The sequence below is a fragment of the Aquaticitalea lipolytica genome, from assembly GCF_014641635.1.
GTDB classification, from domain to species: Bacteria; Bacteroidota; Bacteroidia; order Flavobacteriales; family Flavobacteriaceae; genus Aquaticitalea; species Aquaticitalea lipolytica.
In genome coordinates this window covers 167971-185233 of the sequence record NZ_BMIC01000002.1, presented here as the reverse complement: position 1 = coordinate 185233, position 17263 = coordinate 167971, and the positions used below count along the sequence as shown (strand labels likewise).

General features: G+C 31.8%; 17 protein-coding genes. 10 read left to right on the top strand and 7 right to left on the bottom strand.

Going from position 1 to position 17263, the window contains the following annotated elements:
- Window position 1: 1 nt before the first annotated feature.
- From IEW41_RS07645 to IEW41_RS07620, 6 genes are all read right to left on the bottom strand, one after another.
- Window positions 2-1246, bottom strand: coding sequence for a mechanosensitive ion channel family protein (locus tag IEW41_RS07645; RefSeq protein ID WP_188605751.1), 1245 nt, complete (start codon window positions 1244-1246; stop codon window positions 2-4).
- Window positions 1246-1536 (bottom strand): DUF3817 domain-containing protein, encoded by a 291-nt coding sequence (locus IEW41_RS07640; protein WP_188605750.1) that lies wholly within the window; start codon window positions 1534-1536, stop codon window positions 1246-1248. Before IEW41_RS07640 ends, IEW41_RS07645 begins: the two co-directional genes overlap by 1 nt.
- Window positions 1537-1585: 49 nt before the next feature.
- Window positions 1586-3784, bottom strand: a complete 2199-nt coding sequence (locus tag IEW41_RS07635; protein ID WP_188605749.1) for a T9SS type A sorting domain-containing protein — start codon at window positions 3782-3784, stop codon at window positions 1586-1588.
- Window positions 3785-3889: 105 nt separating this feature from the next.
- Window positions 3890-4345, bottom strand: coding sequence for a GNAT family N-acetyltransferase (locus IEW41_RS07630; RefSeq protein WP_188605748.1), 456 nt, complete (start codon window positions 4343-4345; stop codon window positions 3890-3892).
- 6 nt (window positions 4346-4351) lie between these two features.
- Window positions 4352-5647: a phosphoribosylamine--glycine ligase gene (locus tag IEW41_RS07625; RefSeq protein WP_188605747.1), complete on the bottom strand. Its 1296-nt coding sequence runs from the start codon at window positions 5645-5647 to the stop codon at window positions 4352-4354.
- 129 nt (window positions 5648-5776) lie between these two features.
- Window positions 5777-6607 carry an OmpA/MotB family protein gene (locus IEW41_RS07620; protein WP_188605746.1) on the bottom strand — a complete coding sequence of 277 codons (831 nt, stop codon included), beginning with the start codon at window positions 6605-6607 and terminating at the stop codon, window positions 5777-5779.
- A gap of 163 nt (window positions 6608-6770) precedes the next feature.
- Here IEW41_RS07620 and IEW41_RS07615 point away from each other — a divergent pair, with 163 nt between their 5' ends.
- Window positions 6771-7688, top strand: a complete 918-nt coding sequence (locus IEW41_RS07615; RefSeq protein WP_188605745.1) for an EamA family transporter — start codon at window positions 6771-6773, stop codon at window positions 7686-7688.
- A gap of 5 nt (window positions 7689-7693) precedes the next feature.
- Here the strand turns inward: IEW41_RS07615 and IEW41_RS07610 are convergent, their stop codons facing one another.
- A complete protein-coding gene (locus IEW41_RS07610) occupies window positions 7694-8065 on the bottom strand; it encodes a winged helix-turn-helix transcriptional regulator (protein ID WP_188605744.1) in 372 nt (123 codons plus the stop codon).
- 240 nt (window positions 8066-8305) lie between these two features.
- Here IEW41_RS07610 and IEW41_RS07605 point away from each other — a divergent pair, with 240 nt between their 5' ends.
- From IEW41_RS07605 to IEW41_RS07570, 9 genes are all read left to right on the top strand, one after another.
- Window positions 8306-8980, top strand: coding sequence for an NAD(P)H-dependent oxidoreductase (locus IEW41_RS07605; RefSeq protein WP_188605743.1), 675 nt, complete (start codon window positions 8306-8308; stop codon window positions 8978-8980).
- 20 nt (window positions 8981-9000) lie between these two features.
- The gene (locus tag IEW41_RS07600; RefSeq protein WP_188605742.1) at window positions 9001-9855 is read left to right on the top strand and encodes a DUF4437 domain-containing protein; all 855 of its coding nucleotides are present in this window, start codon (window positions 9001-9003) and stop codon (window positions 9853-9855) included.
- A gap of 211 nt (window positions 9856-10066) precedes the next feature.
- Window positions 10067-10675, top strand: coding sequence for a peptidase associated/transthyretin-like domain-containing protein (locus tag IEW41_RS07595; RefSeq protein ID WP_188605741.1), 609 nt, complete (start codon window positions 10067-10069; stop codon window positions 10673-10675).
- A 338-nt stretch (window positions 10676-11013) separates the two neighbouring features.
- A complete protein-coding gene (locus IEW41_RS14615; protein WP_262891378.1) occupies window positions 11014-11136 on the top strand; it encodes a hypothetical protein in 123 nt (40 codons plus the stop codon).
- A gap of 498 nt (window positions 11137-11634) precedes the next feature.
- Window positions 11635-12156 (top strand): hypothetical protein, encoded by a 522-nt coding sequence (locus tag IEW41_RS07590; protein WP_188605740.1) that lies wholly within the window; start codon window positions 11635-11637, stop codon window positions 12154-12156.
- 216 nt (window positions 12157-12372) lie between these two features.
- On the top strand, window positions 12373-14136 hold the full coding sequence (locus IEW41_RS07585; RefSeq protein WP_188605739.1) for a transcriptional regulator: 1764 nt from the start codon (window positions 12373-12375) through the stop codon (window positions 14134-14136).
- Between the two features lie 211 nt (window positions 14137-14347).
- A complete protein-coding gene (locus tag IEW41_RS07580) occupies window positions 14348-15229 on the top strand; it encodes a helix-turn-helix domain-containing protein (protein WP_229660196.1) in 882 nt (293 codons plus the stop codon).
- A 134-nt stretch (window positions 15230-15363) separates the two neighbouring features.
- Window positions 15364-16212, top strand: coding sequence for an enoyl-CoA hydratase/isomerase family protein (locus IEW41_RS07575; protein ID WP_188605738.1), 849 nt, complete (start codon window positions 15364-15366; stop codon window positions 16210-16212).
- A 16-nt stretch (window positions 16213-16228) separates the two neighbouring features.
- Window positions 16229-17191: a 2OG-Fe(II) oxygenase gene (locus tag IEW41_RS07570; protein WP_188605737.1), complete on the top strand. Its 963-nt coding sequence runs from the start codon at window positions 16229-16231 to the stop codon at window positions 17189-17191.
- Window positions 17192-17263 lie beyond the last annotated feature (72 nt).

Genomic DNA, 17263 nt, shown 5'->3' with positions numbered 1-17263 from the left:
TTTATGTATTTGGTTGTGCTCCTGTACTTAACTCATACAGTTCTAAGTCAAAATAAGGAACAGCAGCTAAAGCATGATCAAAAATATCTGACATGATATACTCATAATTTTCCCATCGCTTATCACTACTAAAAGCATATATTTCAAGAGGTAATCCTTGAGGTGTTGGAGCCATTTGTCTTACCATAATAAACATCTCTTTGTTTATGCCAGAGTGGTTCTCAATGTAAGTTTGTAAATACTTCCTAAACACGCCTAAATTAGTCATATTACGACCATTTATTAATGTGCTCTTGTCAATATTATGAGATGCATTATACGAATCAATATCTTCTTGCCTGTGTGATAAATATGCTGTTATTAATTCGATATTTTTTAGCTTTTCTATGCTATCCTTAGTCAAATATTTTATGCTATTAGCTTTAATAAGAATAGAACGTTTAATACGTCTGCCTCCAGAAGCTTGCATTCCTCGCCAGTTTTTAAAAGAATCAGAAATTATGGCATAAGTTGGAATATGAGTAATAGTCATATCAAAATTTTGCACTTGTACAGTTGCTAAATTTATTTCAATCACATCGCCATCAGCACCATATTTATCCATAGTGATCCAGTCACCAATTCTAAGAGAATCATTAATAGCTATTTGTAAACTTGCAACAAAACCTAGTATTGTATCTTTAAATATTAATAATAAAATGGCTGAAGCTGCACCTATAGTTGTGAAAAATGTCCAAAGCGGAATTCCAGTTATAACCACAAAACATAGCCCAATACCTGTAATCCAAACAAACAGCATCACTACTTGTATATAACTATCAATAGGTTTGTCTTTAAGGTTAGGAACTGTTTTAAAATAAGCTTCAAGTGTTCTCAATACACTTCTTAAAATCCAAATAGAAAGTAAAATTCCATAAACCTTAAGTATTGTGATTATAAAAATTTCCGATTGAGGAAAGTCATAAAACACAATAGGAAACAATTTTATAGTTAAAAACAAAGGCACTAAATGGGCAATATTTCTTGGAGCTTTATGGCTAACTAATAAATCATCAAAATTAGTTTTTGATTTTTTGGCATAAGCATTAAACGTTTGTACCAAAACCTTTCTAGCAATAAAATCTGAAACTAATATTATAATGCATAATATGGCTAGTAAAACAAGCATGTTAAAAAATGATGTTGCTTTATCAGATAGACCTAAATCGAAAAAGAAATCACAAAAGTAATGGCTTATATCTTGCATTATGATGCTTGTTTTAGGTGTTTTTTAATCATAAAAAATGTACCAAAAGGAATTACAGATGCTGCTAATACATTAAGCAATGTTTTATTACTCCATTTAAGTTTAGAGCCAATAATCACTGCCATTATAACATAAGCAATAAATAGCAAACCATGAGGCATTCCTAACAATTTGACATATTTTGGCTCATCAAAAAACCATTTTAAAGGAGAGGCAATTCCTAGTAACAAAATATATGAAACGCCTTCTAAAAAGGCTACTATTCTAAATACAATCAATAATGAAAACATATGGTATTTTTATTTGGCTACAAAAATACCATACGCTATAGGATTTTACTTAGTTTTTAACAATTTTTTTAATCATTACAATATCGTTAGCTTCATCGCGAAGTTTAACAATATAGAATCCAGGAGAAACTGTTTGTGTATTAACAGAAACAGTTCTGCTATTTTTAGAAATTGCATTAGAGATCACTTGTTTTCCGTCGATACTGTAAAGCTCAACAGTTAGCAATCCATTATAATCTGATGTAATATTAAATTCGTTTTTAAAAGGAACTGGATATAATTTTGTTGAAGCAATTTGTTCTTCATCACCAATACTTAAAGTACCATTAAAGTAATTTAAAGCTAAATTGAATGATTCTTTACCAATTTTATCGCCAATAATTCGACCTCTAATATCATCTATTGGTGGGTGTATTCCTCCCCAAATTCTTGATAAACTTGTTTGGTCTGATGCATCTCTGTAAGTTGCCCATTGTAGCGTCATATTTTGTGAAGGACCTTGTTCGAAAACTAAAAAATTATTTTGTTCAATATCAAAAGTTCCCATACCTCCAGGAAAAAATTCATCGCCAGTTAACATGGTCATTACCTCAGCAGCTGCACGAGAAAATGTAGAATGTCCTGATAAATAACCAGCAAAAGGAGGCGATACAAATGTTGGTCTTTGATAAGGCCACCAATGTGTTCCTAAAATCCAGTCAACACCAGCATCATCAGTACTTGGGTCGTTAATAAAATCTGGGCCTCTCCATGCATATATTTTAATTTTTCCAACATTCTCATCACCAGTTCCAGCTAATGGGTCGCCAACCTCTATTAACTCAATACGACCAGGTATTAATGGCAATCCATGTGGATCGTAGCTTGGTAAACCTATATCAGAACTTTGACCTTTTCCAGCCATGTATCTAATTGCCGATACAGGACGCACAAAATCATAATAACCTTTAATTCCCCATGCATTTATAGCACAATCGTGTACAGCACCACCCAAAATTAAATAAGATTTAACATCCCATTCTAAGTTGCTTAATGTTGGTCCTTGACCTCCAATTTTTTTAACAGTAAGCGGATGGTCACTTACATGGTTTAGTATCGTAAACCAATGACCAGGAGGTGTTTCAGAACTTGGACCATCAGCCCAAAACTCTGCTAATACTCTAGCATAATCTGCTCTTTTAACTAATTGAGGTGTGTATGGTAAGCCTGTGTAAGGATTTAACGTGTGACCAGAACTTGCGTCGCCACCATCTGTAAAATCGTAAAAGGCTTGATATTCTGCAAAAGTTTGAGGATAATTTTGAATATCAAAATTCCCTAAAGCTCCTGGAGAAATATCTATCATTGTATTATCATTAGGATCTAAATGTGATGACCATGATGCTACTAAAGCAAAGTTCCATTTAAAAGGATCGTCAATACCATCTTCGTTAGAGTTTTGAATATAAACTGGAGGACCAGGATTATTATAAACATAACTATTAAAGCCATCATTTAATATTTCTAAATCTTCATTTTTAAGGCAAAAAGGAGTTACTTTTCCCCATTCTGGGCTTAAAAATGGAGGAGTGTTTTGAGGATATACATTACCACTTTGATCAATAAAAGTATCAAAGGCTAGTGGTTGCCATTTGTTAGGTTGTAACATATCATTAGTATCTGAATACATTCCAGGAATCATAATCATTGGCTCATTCTCAGGAGTATAATACTGATTTACATATCCATTTTGCTCATTAGAATTATCTTGCAATCCAAAAGCTATCATTTGGCTAGCTAAATAGTTTCCTAATGCTCTATAATCTCCAGTACTGTAATCTGTAGATGTAAAGTTTTTATCATAACCATATGATGTCATCAAATCTATAAATGACTGCGTTGTTGTATTTCCACCAGGTGAGTTAGCAAAACGATGCTCTAGTAACCTAAACATAGCAAAACTAATAATTTGGTGTCTGGCAACATTGACATCTGCTGGTGGAGTTATACCATTAAATGGAGTGTAAAAACCACCATAACTTTTACCTAAAAATATTGTTTCGGCTTGACTGTCAAAAACAGCCCAAGCATCATACATTACCATTGAAGTATGAAATAGATTTCGTGCATGTACTGTTGGACGTGCAAAATCTAAACGAATTGCATCTAATAATACTTCATTCCACTCACGAGCAACAGATTGTTGCGCATTGGTTGTGATTGAATATGAAGAGAGTATAAATATAAATAGTATAGTAATTTTTCTCATTGGTTGTCAGTAGATTAAAAAGATTGTTATAATCAAAAATAGAAAAGAATATTTAAAAACAAAGGTTATGACTTAAACTATCGTTAAAACATGTTTTTTTTTAGACTAAAGAGAGGAAAATGTATATAACCACTCCAAATGGTCATTGTTTTTTATTGTTTTATCGAGCTTAAAATCATTTTTAAGATAAAAACTATGTAAGCGTTCTTCTTCAATGAGTAACCACAACTTTTGATTTGGAAGTTGTCTTTTTAATTCATCTAACCAAAAGGAGCCTAGATTATTATTGCGTTTGTCTTCAGCAACCCACAAAAACCCAATGTATAAAAACCCATTTTTAAACCACGTTTGAGCCTCCTTTTTAAAATATAAAATATCTGGAGAACAGGTAGAAAACAAAATTCCTCCAGCAATAACATGGCTATCCTCTTTTATTACATATATGCTAGCTGTGTTTTTATAATCGTCCCAAAAAGGTACTATTTCATTTTGCCAATCTTCTGGAAGAATATCAAAAAATTGATTTGGATTAGATTTTAATTTTTCAAACTGAAATGCCATAATACTTTATAAAAGTCCCCAAGACCATAGTTTATCTGAATCTTCAAACCAGCGATCGCCAATATCTGTTCTGTAATACCCATTATTGACAATAATGTTACTAATTCTGTTGTTCATCATTTTTTGAGCATCTTTCATGGTTAAACCTGTTCCTGAGACTAGTAAAGCAATACCAGTATTGCCAGTTATAAGCCACTCATCATTTATTTTTTTAAGATGCATAGGGTGAATGCCTTCTTTTAAATCTTTTCTGAAAACGACTACTGCATCTTTAGAGAATAATTCAAAAGCTTTTTTATCTTCATAAGGAAAAGGTGGTACAACAATAAATGCACCTACTTGAAACCCTTTTTTTGTGTTTATTTTAAACGTTTCTCTTGAGGCAATTTTATATAGCAATTGACCAATAGGTTCATTTATTCCTGCACGTTGAATAAATATTTGCGGATATCCAAATCTCGACGTGAACTCTAAAGGGTAAATTCCGTTTCCATTAACAATACAATTAATATCAATATGCCCAACAAAGTTTGTTTTAGCAAGTGTAGATTCAAATTTTTTGAGCGTGGCATCAAAAATAGGAGAGTTGTTAACCCAAAACATACTAGAACCCATTTCGCCTGTAGAAACACCTAGTTCTTTTGGGAATAATTTCTTGTGTTCAAAAGTGATATTTAAAGGTCTTAAAAATTCCTTTCCATTAAAAAAAGCTGCCACAGATATCTCAACACCTTTTACTTTTTTCTGTAATTGAAAGTTACCAAAATCATCTCCCCAAGACTTGTCATAAGCCTTTAAAACTCTAATAACATCAAGGCCTTCGTCATCACTACCAACAAATAAAAGTTGTTTAAGTTCTTGAGTTTCTCCCGAAGGCTTTATAACATAAGCATCAGGATTATTTTGTACATATGTTATGGCATCCTGAAAGCTCACAAACTCTTTAAATGGAAGCGTTTTAATTTTATGTTTTTTTAACTCATCTTGACCAAAACTTCTATCTAATTCCAGCAAATCGGTATACTCACTACCACCAATTACAAGTTTTCCTTTAGCTCTTAATTCACTACAAATAGCACCATACCCTGTATAATCAAAAATAATGACGTCAGCCCAATCTACTTGCTTTTTCCAATCTTTAGTTTTTTTTACAAAGCCAGTTCCAATTTCGCGAGAGGGTTTGTCTTCAATATATAATTTTACATCATTACCTTCTAATAATGTAGCATAAGCAGTGTCAAGAATTTCTCCCCAACGTGATATAAATAAGAATTTTTTACTGAAAGAATTTTCTTTTTTCAAGGGTTATAAAAATGAAAGATTTTATATAACGAATGTAATTAATTTTTAATCCAAAATAAACATATACTATCAAAAAAAAAGACTGCCTTTGGGCAGTCTTTTTTTATTAATAAAATAACTCATAAAGCTTTATTCATTTGATGCCATTAAGGCAAAAAACTTATCAATGTTTGGAAGAATAATAATACGAGTTCTTCTGTTTATTGCTCTGTTTTCTTTAGTGTCATTCTCTGCTAATGGTTGATAAAAACTACGACCAGCTGCTATAAGTTTTTCTGGAGCCACATTATAGTCGTCTTGTAATTTACGAACAACTGATGTAGCTCGCATAACGCTTAAGTCCCAATTATCACTAATCTTACTAGTACTAATACTTTTTGAATCAGTATGACCTTCAACTAAAACTTCAATGCTTGGTTCAGAATTTATAATATCAGCAAGTTTTTGTAAAATAGTATTTGCATTTTTACTTACCTTATAACTTCCACTTTCAAACAACATCTTGTCTGAAATAGAAATCATCACAACAGTTTCTTGTATGTTGATAGAAATATCTTCATCTTCTTCAAGGGTTGTCGTGTCAATAGAATTTTTAAGATTATGTGACACTGCCAAGTTCATTGAATCTTTTAATGTTTTCACATTTACAAAATAAGCAGGTGGAACTTTTTTAAGAGTTTCGCGCATAGCTTTTTTGTTGTTTTCAGAAATCACAGTACCATCAACGCTTACTAATTTTGCGTCGTTATCTTGAGTTAGTGAATTTATTTTTGAATTGTATTTATCGACTCTTGCTTGTATTTCAGCAAATTTTGCTTCAAGATCTTCTTTTTCTACTTTAGTTTTGGTTAGTTCGCTTTTAATTTGTCCATTTTCAGTCTCTAAAGCAACATATTTCTTTTTAGATACACACGACGTTAATAATACGACAGCAATAAGACTTATTGAAATTTTTTTCATAATTATATTTTAATGGTTTTATATATGTACGTGAGTAATCTTGTTATGGACTTTTAGCTACAGATTTTTATAGTTTTTTAACAGTTAAACATTTTATAAATTGAATAAACAACTGTCATTTGTATAATACAAAATCATTAGTTTTGTTACTTACAATTTTACTATGAGCCTCTCAAAAAACAGTGTACTTATTATTCTTTCGTTTTTTTCAATTTATGTTATTTGGGGCTCTACCTATTTACTTAATAAAATTGTTGTTACAGAAGTATCACCACTATTACTGGCTTCAATTAGATTTTTAAGTGCTGGAATACTAATAGTTATAATTGCTAGGTTTTTAAAACTATCATTAAAAGTGACTAAAAAGCAAATACTTAATAGTGTAATTGCAGGTTTTTTGTTTCTGGTCTATGGTAATGGTGTTTTTGTTTGGGCTTTAAAATATGTCGATAGTGGTTTTGCTGCTCTAATTGCTGCAACACAACCTCTATTTGTAATTTTTTTAATGCGCATACTTCATGGCAACAAAATACAATTTAAGTCTATGATTGGAGTTGTTTTAGGAATTATAGGCATGTATTTACTGGTTAGTCAAGACGAGCTAATACTAACTAAAGATAGTATTATTGGTATTATTATGATTTTTTCTTGTGTGCTAAGTTGGAGCTATGCAAGTATATATGTATCTAAAGCCGATTTGCCATCAAGTTTTTTTGTAAGTACTGGTTATCAAATGCTGGCAGCAGGAGTAATGCTCATTATCGGAAGCTTAGCAGTAGGAGAGACCTGGTTATCACCTTCACTATGGAGTGTTGAAGCACAATGGTCTATGGTGTTACTTATTCTTTTTGGTAGTATAGTAGCCTTTTCTGCGTTTAATTACTTGCTTAAAGTGGTGTCAACCGAAAAAGTATCAACATCAGCATATGTAAATCCTGTAATAGCCTTGCTTTTAGGTTGGTATGTATTAGATGAGCATATAAGTATGCAGTCTATTGTAGCTGCTTTTATACTGCTAACAGGAGTTTATTTTATTAATACCAAGAAGAAATTTGCGATGTTTAATAGGTTTAGGAAGTAATTAAATTAGCCTTCAATAAATTCCCCTTTTTCTTCAGCAACTATTTTTCCCCAATTGGCAATCGATTTAAGTACAGGAGCTAAGCTCTCACCAAAAGGAGTAAGAGCATATTCTACTTTTAAAGGTGGCTTTTTAGTATAAACGCGTCGCGATATTAGTCCATCTTCTTCTAATTGTTTTAATTGTAAACTTAAAGTACGTTCGGTTATAGTTGAAATTAATTTATATAGTTCATTATAACGCTTTTTGCCATCTGTAAGGTAAATTAAAATCACACTTTTCCATTTTCCACCAATCAATTCCATTGCAATACTTGTTGTGCAAGAAAACATCTTGTCATTATATTTTATAAGCCTTTTTTTATGTTCTATTTCCATAATATTTCATTATTAATGATGCAAAGTTATAATACTATATTTAATTATACAACTATACTTTTTATAGTTTATTTAACATTTTGTAAATACCAGTATATTAGTTATATATAATATATTTTCATATAATTTATATACTATCATTTTTGACCGTTATTGTGAGAAAATAAAACTATCTATACTTTTGCCACTATACTTTTGATAGTATAATAACAATAAGATATTTTAATAAACAATAAAAGAATGAGCACACCAAACATTTCAAAAAACGAGATTATTAATGCATTCCAATTCAGACACGCAACTAAAGAATTTGACGAAACAAAAAAGGTATCTAACGAAGACATAGATTTTATCTTAAAAACAGCCAATTTATCACCAAGCTCTTTTGGTTTTGAACCTTGGCATTTTATAGTCGTTCAAGATAAAGAATTACGTGAGCTATTAAAACCAGTGGCTTGGGGAGCACCTTTAAAATTAGATACTGCGAGTCACTTTGTATTAGGCTTAAGCATGAAGGCATCAATGACAAAATGGGATTCAAAGTATATTATGCATATGATGAAAGATGTAAAACAGTTTCCAGAAGACGTTATTGAAATGTATTCTAAATTTTACAAAGAGTTTCAAGAGCGCGATTTTAATTTAGATAGTGATAAAAAACTATTCGATTGGGCATCAAAACAAACCTATATTGCATTAGGAAACATGATGACGTCTGCTGCACTTATAGGAATTGACAGCTGTCCAATAGAAGGCTTTCACCAAGAAAAAACTGAAGCTCTATTAAGAGAGAAGTTTGGTGTAGATACCGATAAATATGGATTATCATATATGGCTGCTTTTGGGTATAGAAAAACTGAGCCACAATTTGAAAAATCGAGACGTAATTTCGAAGATATAGTGACTTGGAAGTAAAACATTTAATATCATTAAAGATGAAGCATATTATAATTTATTCGATGTTAGCCATTGCTGGCCTCACAAATGCACAAACACCAACAAAAGATAATACAAAGTCTAAAAACGAGGTAGTAACCACCCAAGACATTAAATGGGGTTGGTTAAATCCTTTACGTGGTGACAAAAGTCCAGCAGCTGGACAACTTTGGGGAGACCGAACCGATACTTTAGCGTCTGGGTTTCTAGTAAAATTCAAAAAGGGGTTTTCCTCTCCACCACATATACATAATGTAACATATCGTGGAGTTGTAATTAAAGGCTTATTACATAATGATGATGAGAATGCAAAACATATGTGGTTGCCATCAGGCTCATTTTGGGTTCAACCAGCAGGTGAAGCTCATATTACTGCAGCAGATGGAGAAGAAAATTTAGCATATATTGAAATTCAAGAAGGACCTTATTTAGTAAAGTCAACCATTGAGGCTTTTGATAATGGCGAACGCCCTGTAAATGTAGACAAGTCGAATTTAGTTTGGTTAAGCGCTAATGATATTACTTGGGTTTCTAATAAGAGTGACGTCGAAACTGCGTTTTTATGGGGAAACCATAACGAAGGCGAATTAAGAGCTTCTTTAATTAAACTACCTGCTGACTTTAAAGGTGAAATTAAAAATTTAAGCCTAAATTTTAGAGCTGTCATTATTCAAGGAAATCTTATGCTTCAATTACCTGAATACAAAGAAACGTATAAGCTAAATGCAGGAAATTACTTTGGTGCTGAAAAGAATTCTACTCATTATATTACTGTAAAAGATGATCAAGAAGTGATTATTTACATTCGAGCTAATGGGAAATTTGAAGTACTTGCAACGACTGATAACGAATAAATAATTTGTTCAAAAACCTAAATAATTGATTAATAGTAAAAAGCTGTCTTAAATAAAGGCAGCTTTTTAATTAGAATGCATTTTATCGGTAAAATTTAACGTTCGTGTCATCTGTTATCCTTTTATCGTAAAATTTGTGCGTTCATAAGTTTTTTAATGCTAAAAGTAGTGAATGGGTTAGTTTTGAGATGATTAACAAAATTTCAGTCCCATGAAAAATCTATTAACCATACTTTGTTTTACTTTTTTTATGAGTGTAAACTTTACACTTATTGCACAAGAAACTACAATTGCATCAAATGATTTACCTGCTGATTATTTAAAACGCAGTGCACTTTATGATTATTCCGAATCGCAATTAAACAATACAGATAGTATTCCAGATTTTGAATCAAAATCGAACAAGCTTAAAATTACAGGAACCATTTATTTAAGCGATGGAAAAACACCAGCAAAAGATGTTATTTTATACATAGAACAACCAGATGAAAATGGTGACTATGAGTTAAAAACAGAAAACAATAAGCGTTACGTACACCATAGAGGTTGGATTAAAACTAATGCTGATGGACAATACACATTTTATACCTTTATTCCAGGACAAGTATTGCGCTATAAAGAGCTTAAACATATACACCCTGTCATCAAAGCGCCAGGTCAACCCGAATATGATATGGATGCCTTGCTTTTTGACAATGATCCGTTTTTGAGTAAGTCGTGTCGTAAGCGATTGGCTAAAAGAGGGATTGACACTATTTTAAAACCTATAATGAAAGATAATTTATTAGTTGCTACTAGAGATATTGTGCTTCAACAATAAGTATTAGGAATAAAGTAAGTACAATTAAAATATGATAACAAAAAAACCCAATACAGTTGGGTTTTTTTGTTATCATATATTGACATTCAACATAAAAAGACAAAAAGAAAACTTAGTCTAATTGATGAGAAGAACGTTTTTTGAACAGGATTTTATATTATAAATACTACAAGATATTGACAATAATTAGTTATTACTATATAATTTTATTAATTTTAGTGTTCTCCACTAGTATATTAATTTACAGCTGAGCTGCTTTATTGTAGATACAAAAAGGGGCTACCATTTCTCAAGAGCTTATACAAATATTGAATAATTAACCAATTAAATATACAATCATGGGAAAAAAAGTAACAATCAAGGTAATGGTAGAGACAGATGCTCTTTATCATAACACAACAGATGTTGATGCATTAACCTTTTTGTCAGACGATAACAAAGGAAAATCAGGTGATGTATAAAGGCCTATTATTCAGTATCTAAAGTACCAACAGATAAATTGAAAGTAGGTGTTTGGTTATGAGCATAATTAAAAACACTTAAATCCTCACTTTGTATATTAAGACCGTCATAAAAATCTAAGTTTCCGAAGTTGAGTAAAAACGAAATATGTTTACATTCCTTAATACGCTTGAAAATAAATGTAGGAGCATTGTAAAATATTACCTTGGCATCTTTTAATAAAAGTAGCTATCGCCTACGTAAAAAACTTCACCTTTCAGAAGTCATCGATTTAGAGATGTCTTCATGTAAAACTTATAATTTGCTTGTTTTAAGTGTTTTACATAGCACCTCTGCATCTTAGTTATCCTCTTGTCTATTAAAAATCTATTGTTAGTACAGTGCCAGTCTATGGCAAAAATTAGAGATATCTTACGTTATAAGATAATTTAGCTATACCTAAAAAAGGGGATACGAATAATAGCTATTCATATCTATTAACTTATAACTATATTATTATGAAAACGTACGTACTTGGTTTTATTTTATTAGGCATAACCAACCTAAATTTTGCTCAAAATGAATTGGCCTATGTAGCTGTCAATAATATGGACATGCTAGAGAACAGCAGGGTTGAAGCAACAATGCTCAACACAAACTTTGTAGAAGCATTTAAATTATCAAAAGTCCCGCAACGTGCTCAAAACTTTCAAAAGTACGTGGCCAGTTATGATATTTCTGAAACTTCAGTATATGCTACCAAAGAAAACACGACCTATACTGTTGTCTTTAAAGAAGGCGACAATACCATCACTAATGTATATGATCAAGGAGGTGTCATTTTAGCAAGCGACCAATCATTCACTAATATTAGATTGCCATATGACATCATGGCTAACTTGGCTAAATCCCATCCAGGATGGGCATTTGACAAGATACAGTGTGATATTAAATACATGCCAAATAAAACACCATTAATTACCTATAAGGTTGTGTTGAGACAAGATGATAAGCGCAAAATGATTAAACTTTCGGCTTAAGGCTAAACAAAACACTCCTATGAACAAAGGGTCCTAATATGTATGTTAGTGACCCTTTTTTTATGCTTTGTTTTTTTACCATTTACTTCAAATTCATTCCATTGCAATACTTGTAGTACACGAAACTGTTCTTAAAAAAAATTACTCTAATTACTTACAACTTTGCCATACTAATATGTATCTTTAATTGCATCAAAATAATATATCACCCAATTGTTGAAACATTTAAAACGCACAATTACGTCTATCTGCATTATTTTGTCAACACTTACAGTTGTTGCACAACAAAAAGCACTTAATAGCCAACAGGCACTAAAAAAATATGACAGTATTAGTGCTATTATGAATAAGGCATTTCCAGAGAGTGAATACAAAACTTTTACAAGAGCTTCCTTTTCTGAAACCCAACTTGAAACCTATTTAAAGCAACATTTTGAACGATTAGACTTATTAAAAATTCTTGTTAATGAGCATAAAACACTTAAGCTAGATGGTTATTTACATTCCGGAAATTTATTTGGAGGCATTGGCTTTACTAAAGAGTCCATAAAATCATATAAGGCCTTTTTTGATTATTATAAGTCTATTGAAAATGAATTAACTGAAGCTGAAATTAATGATTATTTAGTAAGACGTAAGGTTGTTTATAGTCTTTTAGCAGAAAACTATGCAAAAATTGGCTCACTAGATAGTGCTGCTATGATTCACAAAACGTATATTAAATTCGCTAAAGCGCATTATGATATTTTCTATCCTTCAGCAATTAACAATTATGGTCTGTTTTTTTATTGGACAAAGAAAGACTTAGATTCAGCTTTAATATATTTTAACGAAGCTTATAGTATTACTAAATCTAAATTTCCGCAGCATATTCTAATAGGTAGTATAAGAGATAATATTGCAGATGTTTATTCAGACCAACATAATTATAAAAGCGCATTGCCGCTATATGAAGCTAATTTTGAGCTTTATAAATACGCTTTAAAAGAAAGATCAGACAAAATAGATGTTCCTAGATTAATAAGTGCAGGTACCCAACTTGTAAACACAAATCTTCAATTAAATAATTTAAAAGCTGCTAACATCCATTTTAAACAATTAGAAGCCATCATAAATGATAAAAACAATAAAGCTGAATACCCAGCTACGTCCATGCTGGATTTTTTAATCGTTAAAGAAAACCTTCTATTAAAAGAGCAAAATATTGAAGAGGCCTATAACGTAGCTAAACGGGTTAAAAGCTTTTCTGACAGTTTACAGGATATAAAGAATACTGATAATATGAAATGGCAAGAAGAGTTTAATGATATGACATTAGACCGTATAACGCTTAATTTTAAAATAGACCGTATTCAGAAGGAGAATAAAATTAAGAGCCAAAGGCTAAAACTTTGGTTAATGGCATTAGTCGTTTTACTAACTACCATTGTACTTGTGGGACTATTTTTAAGCCGTCGTCAAATTCTAATCAATTCAAAAAACAAGCGATTAATAATAGAGAAGGAACTTCAATATGAGTCTTTAAAAAATGAACAATTGCAGTCTGATGTAGATTCAAAAAAGAGAGACCTCTCAGACTTTGCTTTAAATCTTACCCAAAGTCAAAAATGGGCCAACCTGTTAAAAACTAAAATTGAAGATATTAAACTGGCGCCTACCAAAAGTAAAGACAAGCTCATTGAGGATTTAGAACAAGAAATAAAAAACAAAGTGAGTTTTGATTCTGACACTAAAGACTTCTTTGAACGCGTAGACAAACTCAGTGATGCATTTTATAGTCAGCTCTCTACAAACTATCCTAATTTAAGTAAAAACGAAATTAGATTATGCTCTTTTATTCGACTCAAAATGGATAGTCGTAGTATCGCTAACCTTCAAAATATTACCATAGCATCTTTAAATACCAGTAGATATCGGGTTAGAAAAAAACTTAATCTTTCTGAAGATACGGATCTCGATAGTTTTATTCAAAACATTTAAATGTCGCTATTTCAATTGTACTATCATGTTCTGCGTTATGTAACTTGAGCTTTGGTAAAAAGCGAAAGTTTAACACACAGTTTTCTCTATTTTTTTCTAGACAAATGTTTCTCTACGATGTTAATGGAACACTCTTTTTACGAAGCGACAATAGGAGCGTAGTGGAATGTGTGTGAAATGGCTTCTTTTATAAAACATTCAAGTTTAAATTTTGTTTACATATATTTATGCTGTGCCAAGAACCATTATCGAAAATATCGTAATTCAGAAGTATAAGGACGAAACATTTTTTACATTTTGTCAATACACGACAATACGTTTTTTCGAAATTGTTTATATAGAAAAGGGTAAAGGAACTATAAAAATTAATAGCAAGACAGTGCCTTATAAGGACAATAGTATTTTTGTATTTATTCCTGATGACATTTATATTATACAAGCTGAAACACCGACAACAGTAACAGCTATTAAGTTTTTAAAGAGTTTTTTTAGAAATACCTCTTCCCATAACGCAACTCTTCCTGTTAATGATTGGTTTCGAAAAATCGAAGAAATTTTAAATAGCGAAAGTCATCAACTACGTGAGATGCAATTTGAAACCACTTCAGACAGAGCACATTTGGTGTCTTTAGTAAATATGGTAACTACTGAATATCTAAATAAACTATCCAATGATATTTTCATCATTCAAAATTCTTTATCTGTAATTCTTCATTTAATAGCCAGAAATATTCAGTATATAAATGTTGAAACTATTAAAGAGGTAAAATCTTCAAAAATACAGCAAATCATAAATTTTATTCATTCTAATATTTATAATGCTGAAGTATTAACTACTAAAAGTCTAGCTGAAGAATTTCATATGGCAGACAATTACATCAGTGAGTATTTTAAAAAACACACAGATGTGTCTTTAAAGAAATACATCATTAATTATAAATTGAAGTTAGTAGAAACACGATTAAAGTATACAGATGCACAAGATTCTGAAATTGCTATAGAGCTTGGTTTTACAGATTCTAGCCACTTAAATAAAACTTTTAAAGCATATAAAGGCATAAGTTTAAGTGTCTATAAAGCCAATTTAGCCTAGGTTTTTACTACAAACCTTATTTTTTACCAATAACACATTGTTTTCTACCAAAAAACACCTTGATCTCTGAGGTAAGTTTGTACTGTAATTAAAACATAACAAAAAAAACAGTATTAATTAAAACATTAGAAATCATGGATTACAAAAATTTTCAAACATTTACAGCAAAACAAAACGGAGCAATTTTAACGGTTGATATCAACTTCGGACCAGTAAACGTACAAGGCCAAGAAATGTTAGCAGACTTAAGCAGTTTGTGTTTACGTTTAGAGCGCGATAGAAGTGTAAAAGTGGTCGTTTTTCAATCATCAAATCCTGGGTATTGGGTTTGTCATTACGATACTAATTTACTTAGAGACATGTCTACAGAAGCTGTGCCAAGAAATGAAGTGCAGCTATTGGACCTACAATCGGTTTTAGAACGATTAAGTAATGTGCCACAAGCAACCATAGCAAAAATTGAAGGTTTTGCACGTGGTGGAGGACACGAAATGGCATTAGCATTAGACATGAGATTTGCAGCAAGAGGAAAAGCCAAATTCATGCAAATGGAAGTTGGTATGGGAATTTTACCTTGTGGAGGTGGAGCGTCTCGTATGGCAAGACAAGCAGGACTAGGTAAAGCGTTAGAAATTATTTTGGGAGCAAGAGATTGGGATGCAGACGAAGCTGAAAAATTCGGAACGATCAATAAAGCATTAGATGCTGACGAGATTGGATCTTATGTTGATGCTTTAGCAGAACGTATTTCTAAATTCCCAGCAGAATCTATCGAAGCTTGTAAACGTGCTGTTTATGCCTCTATCGATTTACCAATTAAAGACGCTTTAAAAGAAGAAGCTTACCAGTTATTTCAAGCAACCAGTAAAACACCAGCTATTAAGCGTTTTACAATTGCAGATGAAAATGGTGCGCAATTCGACCATAACAACCAAAAGAATTGGGAATCTATGCTAATGGATTTGCAAGAGATTCAATTATAAAAATATAGTAGAAATTATGAAAACAATAACAAATACAAATGCATTAGCAGAAGCTCGTGCTCTAGAAGTTCCATCTCGTGAAGCTTCATTAAGACGTGAACCGTCAGTTTCTAAATTTTGGAATGATAAACGAAAATTATTAGAAGAAGCTTGGGCTGAGTGGGAAATAGAAAATAAAAACAATTTACTAATCCCAGACGAAACCTTACTTGATCCTGGTTTGCGACAAGCGATTAACGACGCTTGGGAAAACCCAGAAAAAGAAAACGCTGTTGCCGATTTATGGAAAGAAATTATTCCAGGTGTTTATGAAACACAGTTTTTTGATTTAGAGCGTTTAGCCGATTTTCGTAATTATCTAGAAGATGCTGTAAATTCAGAAATTCCAAAACGTGCACCTTACGGTATTCAATTAAACCGTTATGGAATGATGCTCGATCCTCGCTCTGAAGGACATCTGGCAGCACCTAATTTTCAGGCATTTTACAACGCTATTATGGACAAATATATGCGTCCGATTGCACGATTGTTATTAGGTACTTATGGCTATGACAACCAAACCTTTGGGTTTTCAATTCAGTACAATCCAGATAAGGACAAGGATTTACATGCGCATACAGATGCTTCGGCTGCTACCTTAAATATCAACATTAATTTACCCGATGAAGCATTTACAGGTTCTGTAGTTGATTTTTATGATAAAGCGTCAGGAAAAACGGTACAAACAAAGTTTGAGCCTGGTAAAGCCATTATTCACAGAGGTAATGTGCCACATGCAACACATCCAATTACTAGCGGACAACGCAGTAATTTAGTGGTTTGGCTGTATGGCGATCATATGCAAATTCCACGTGGTAGCACAAATAGTTACGGAAACATCAGTAGTAACACCATCAAAGATGTTGCATTAGAAAATGTTACAGCACACCAACGTTGGAGTTTACCAGATGAACCTAAAGATATGATTGCACCGTTTTAAACAGAATAAAAACTTTTGAATAAATTGCAGTAAAAGCATAATATCATTTCGAGTGCAGCCGATAACTATTCA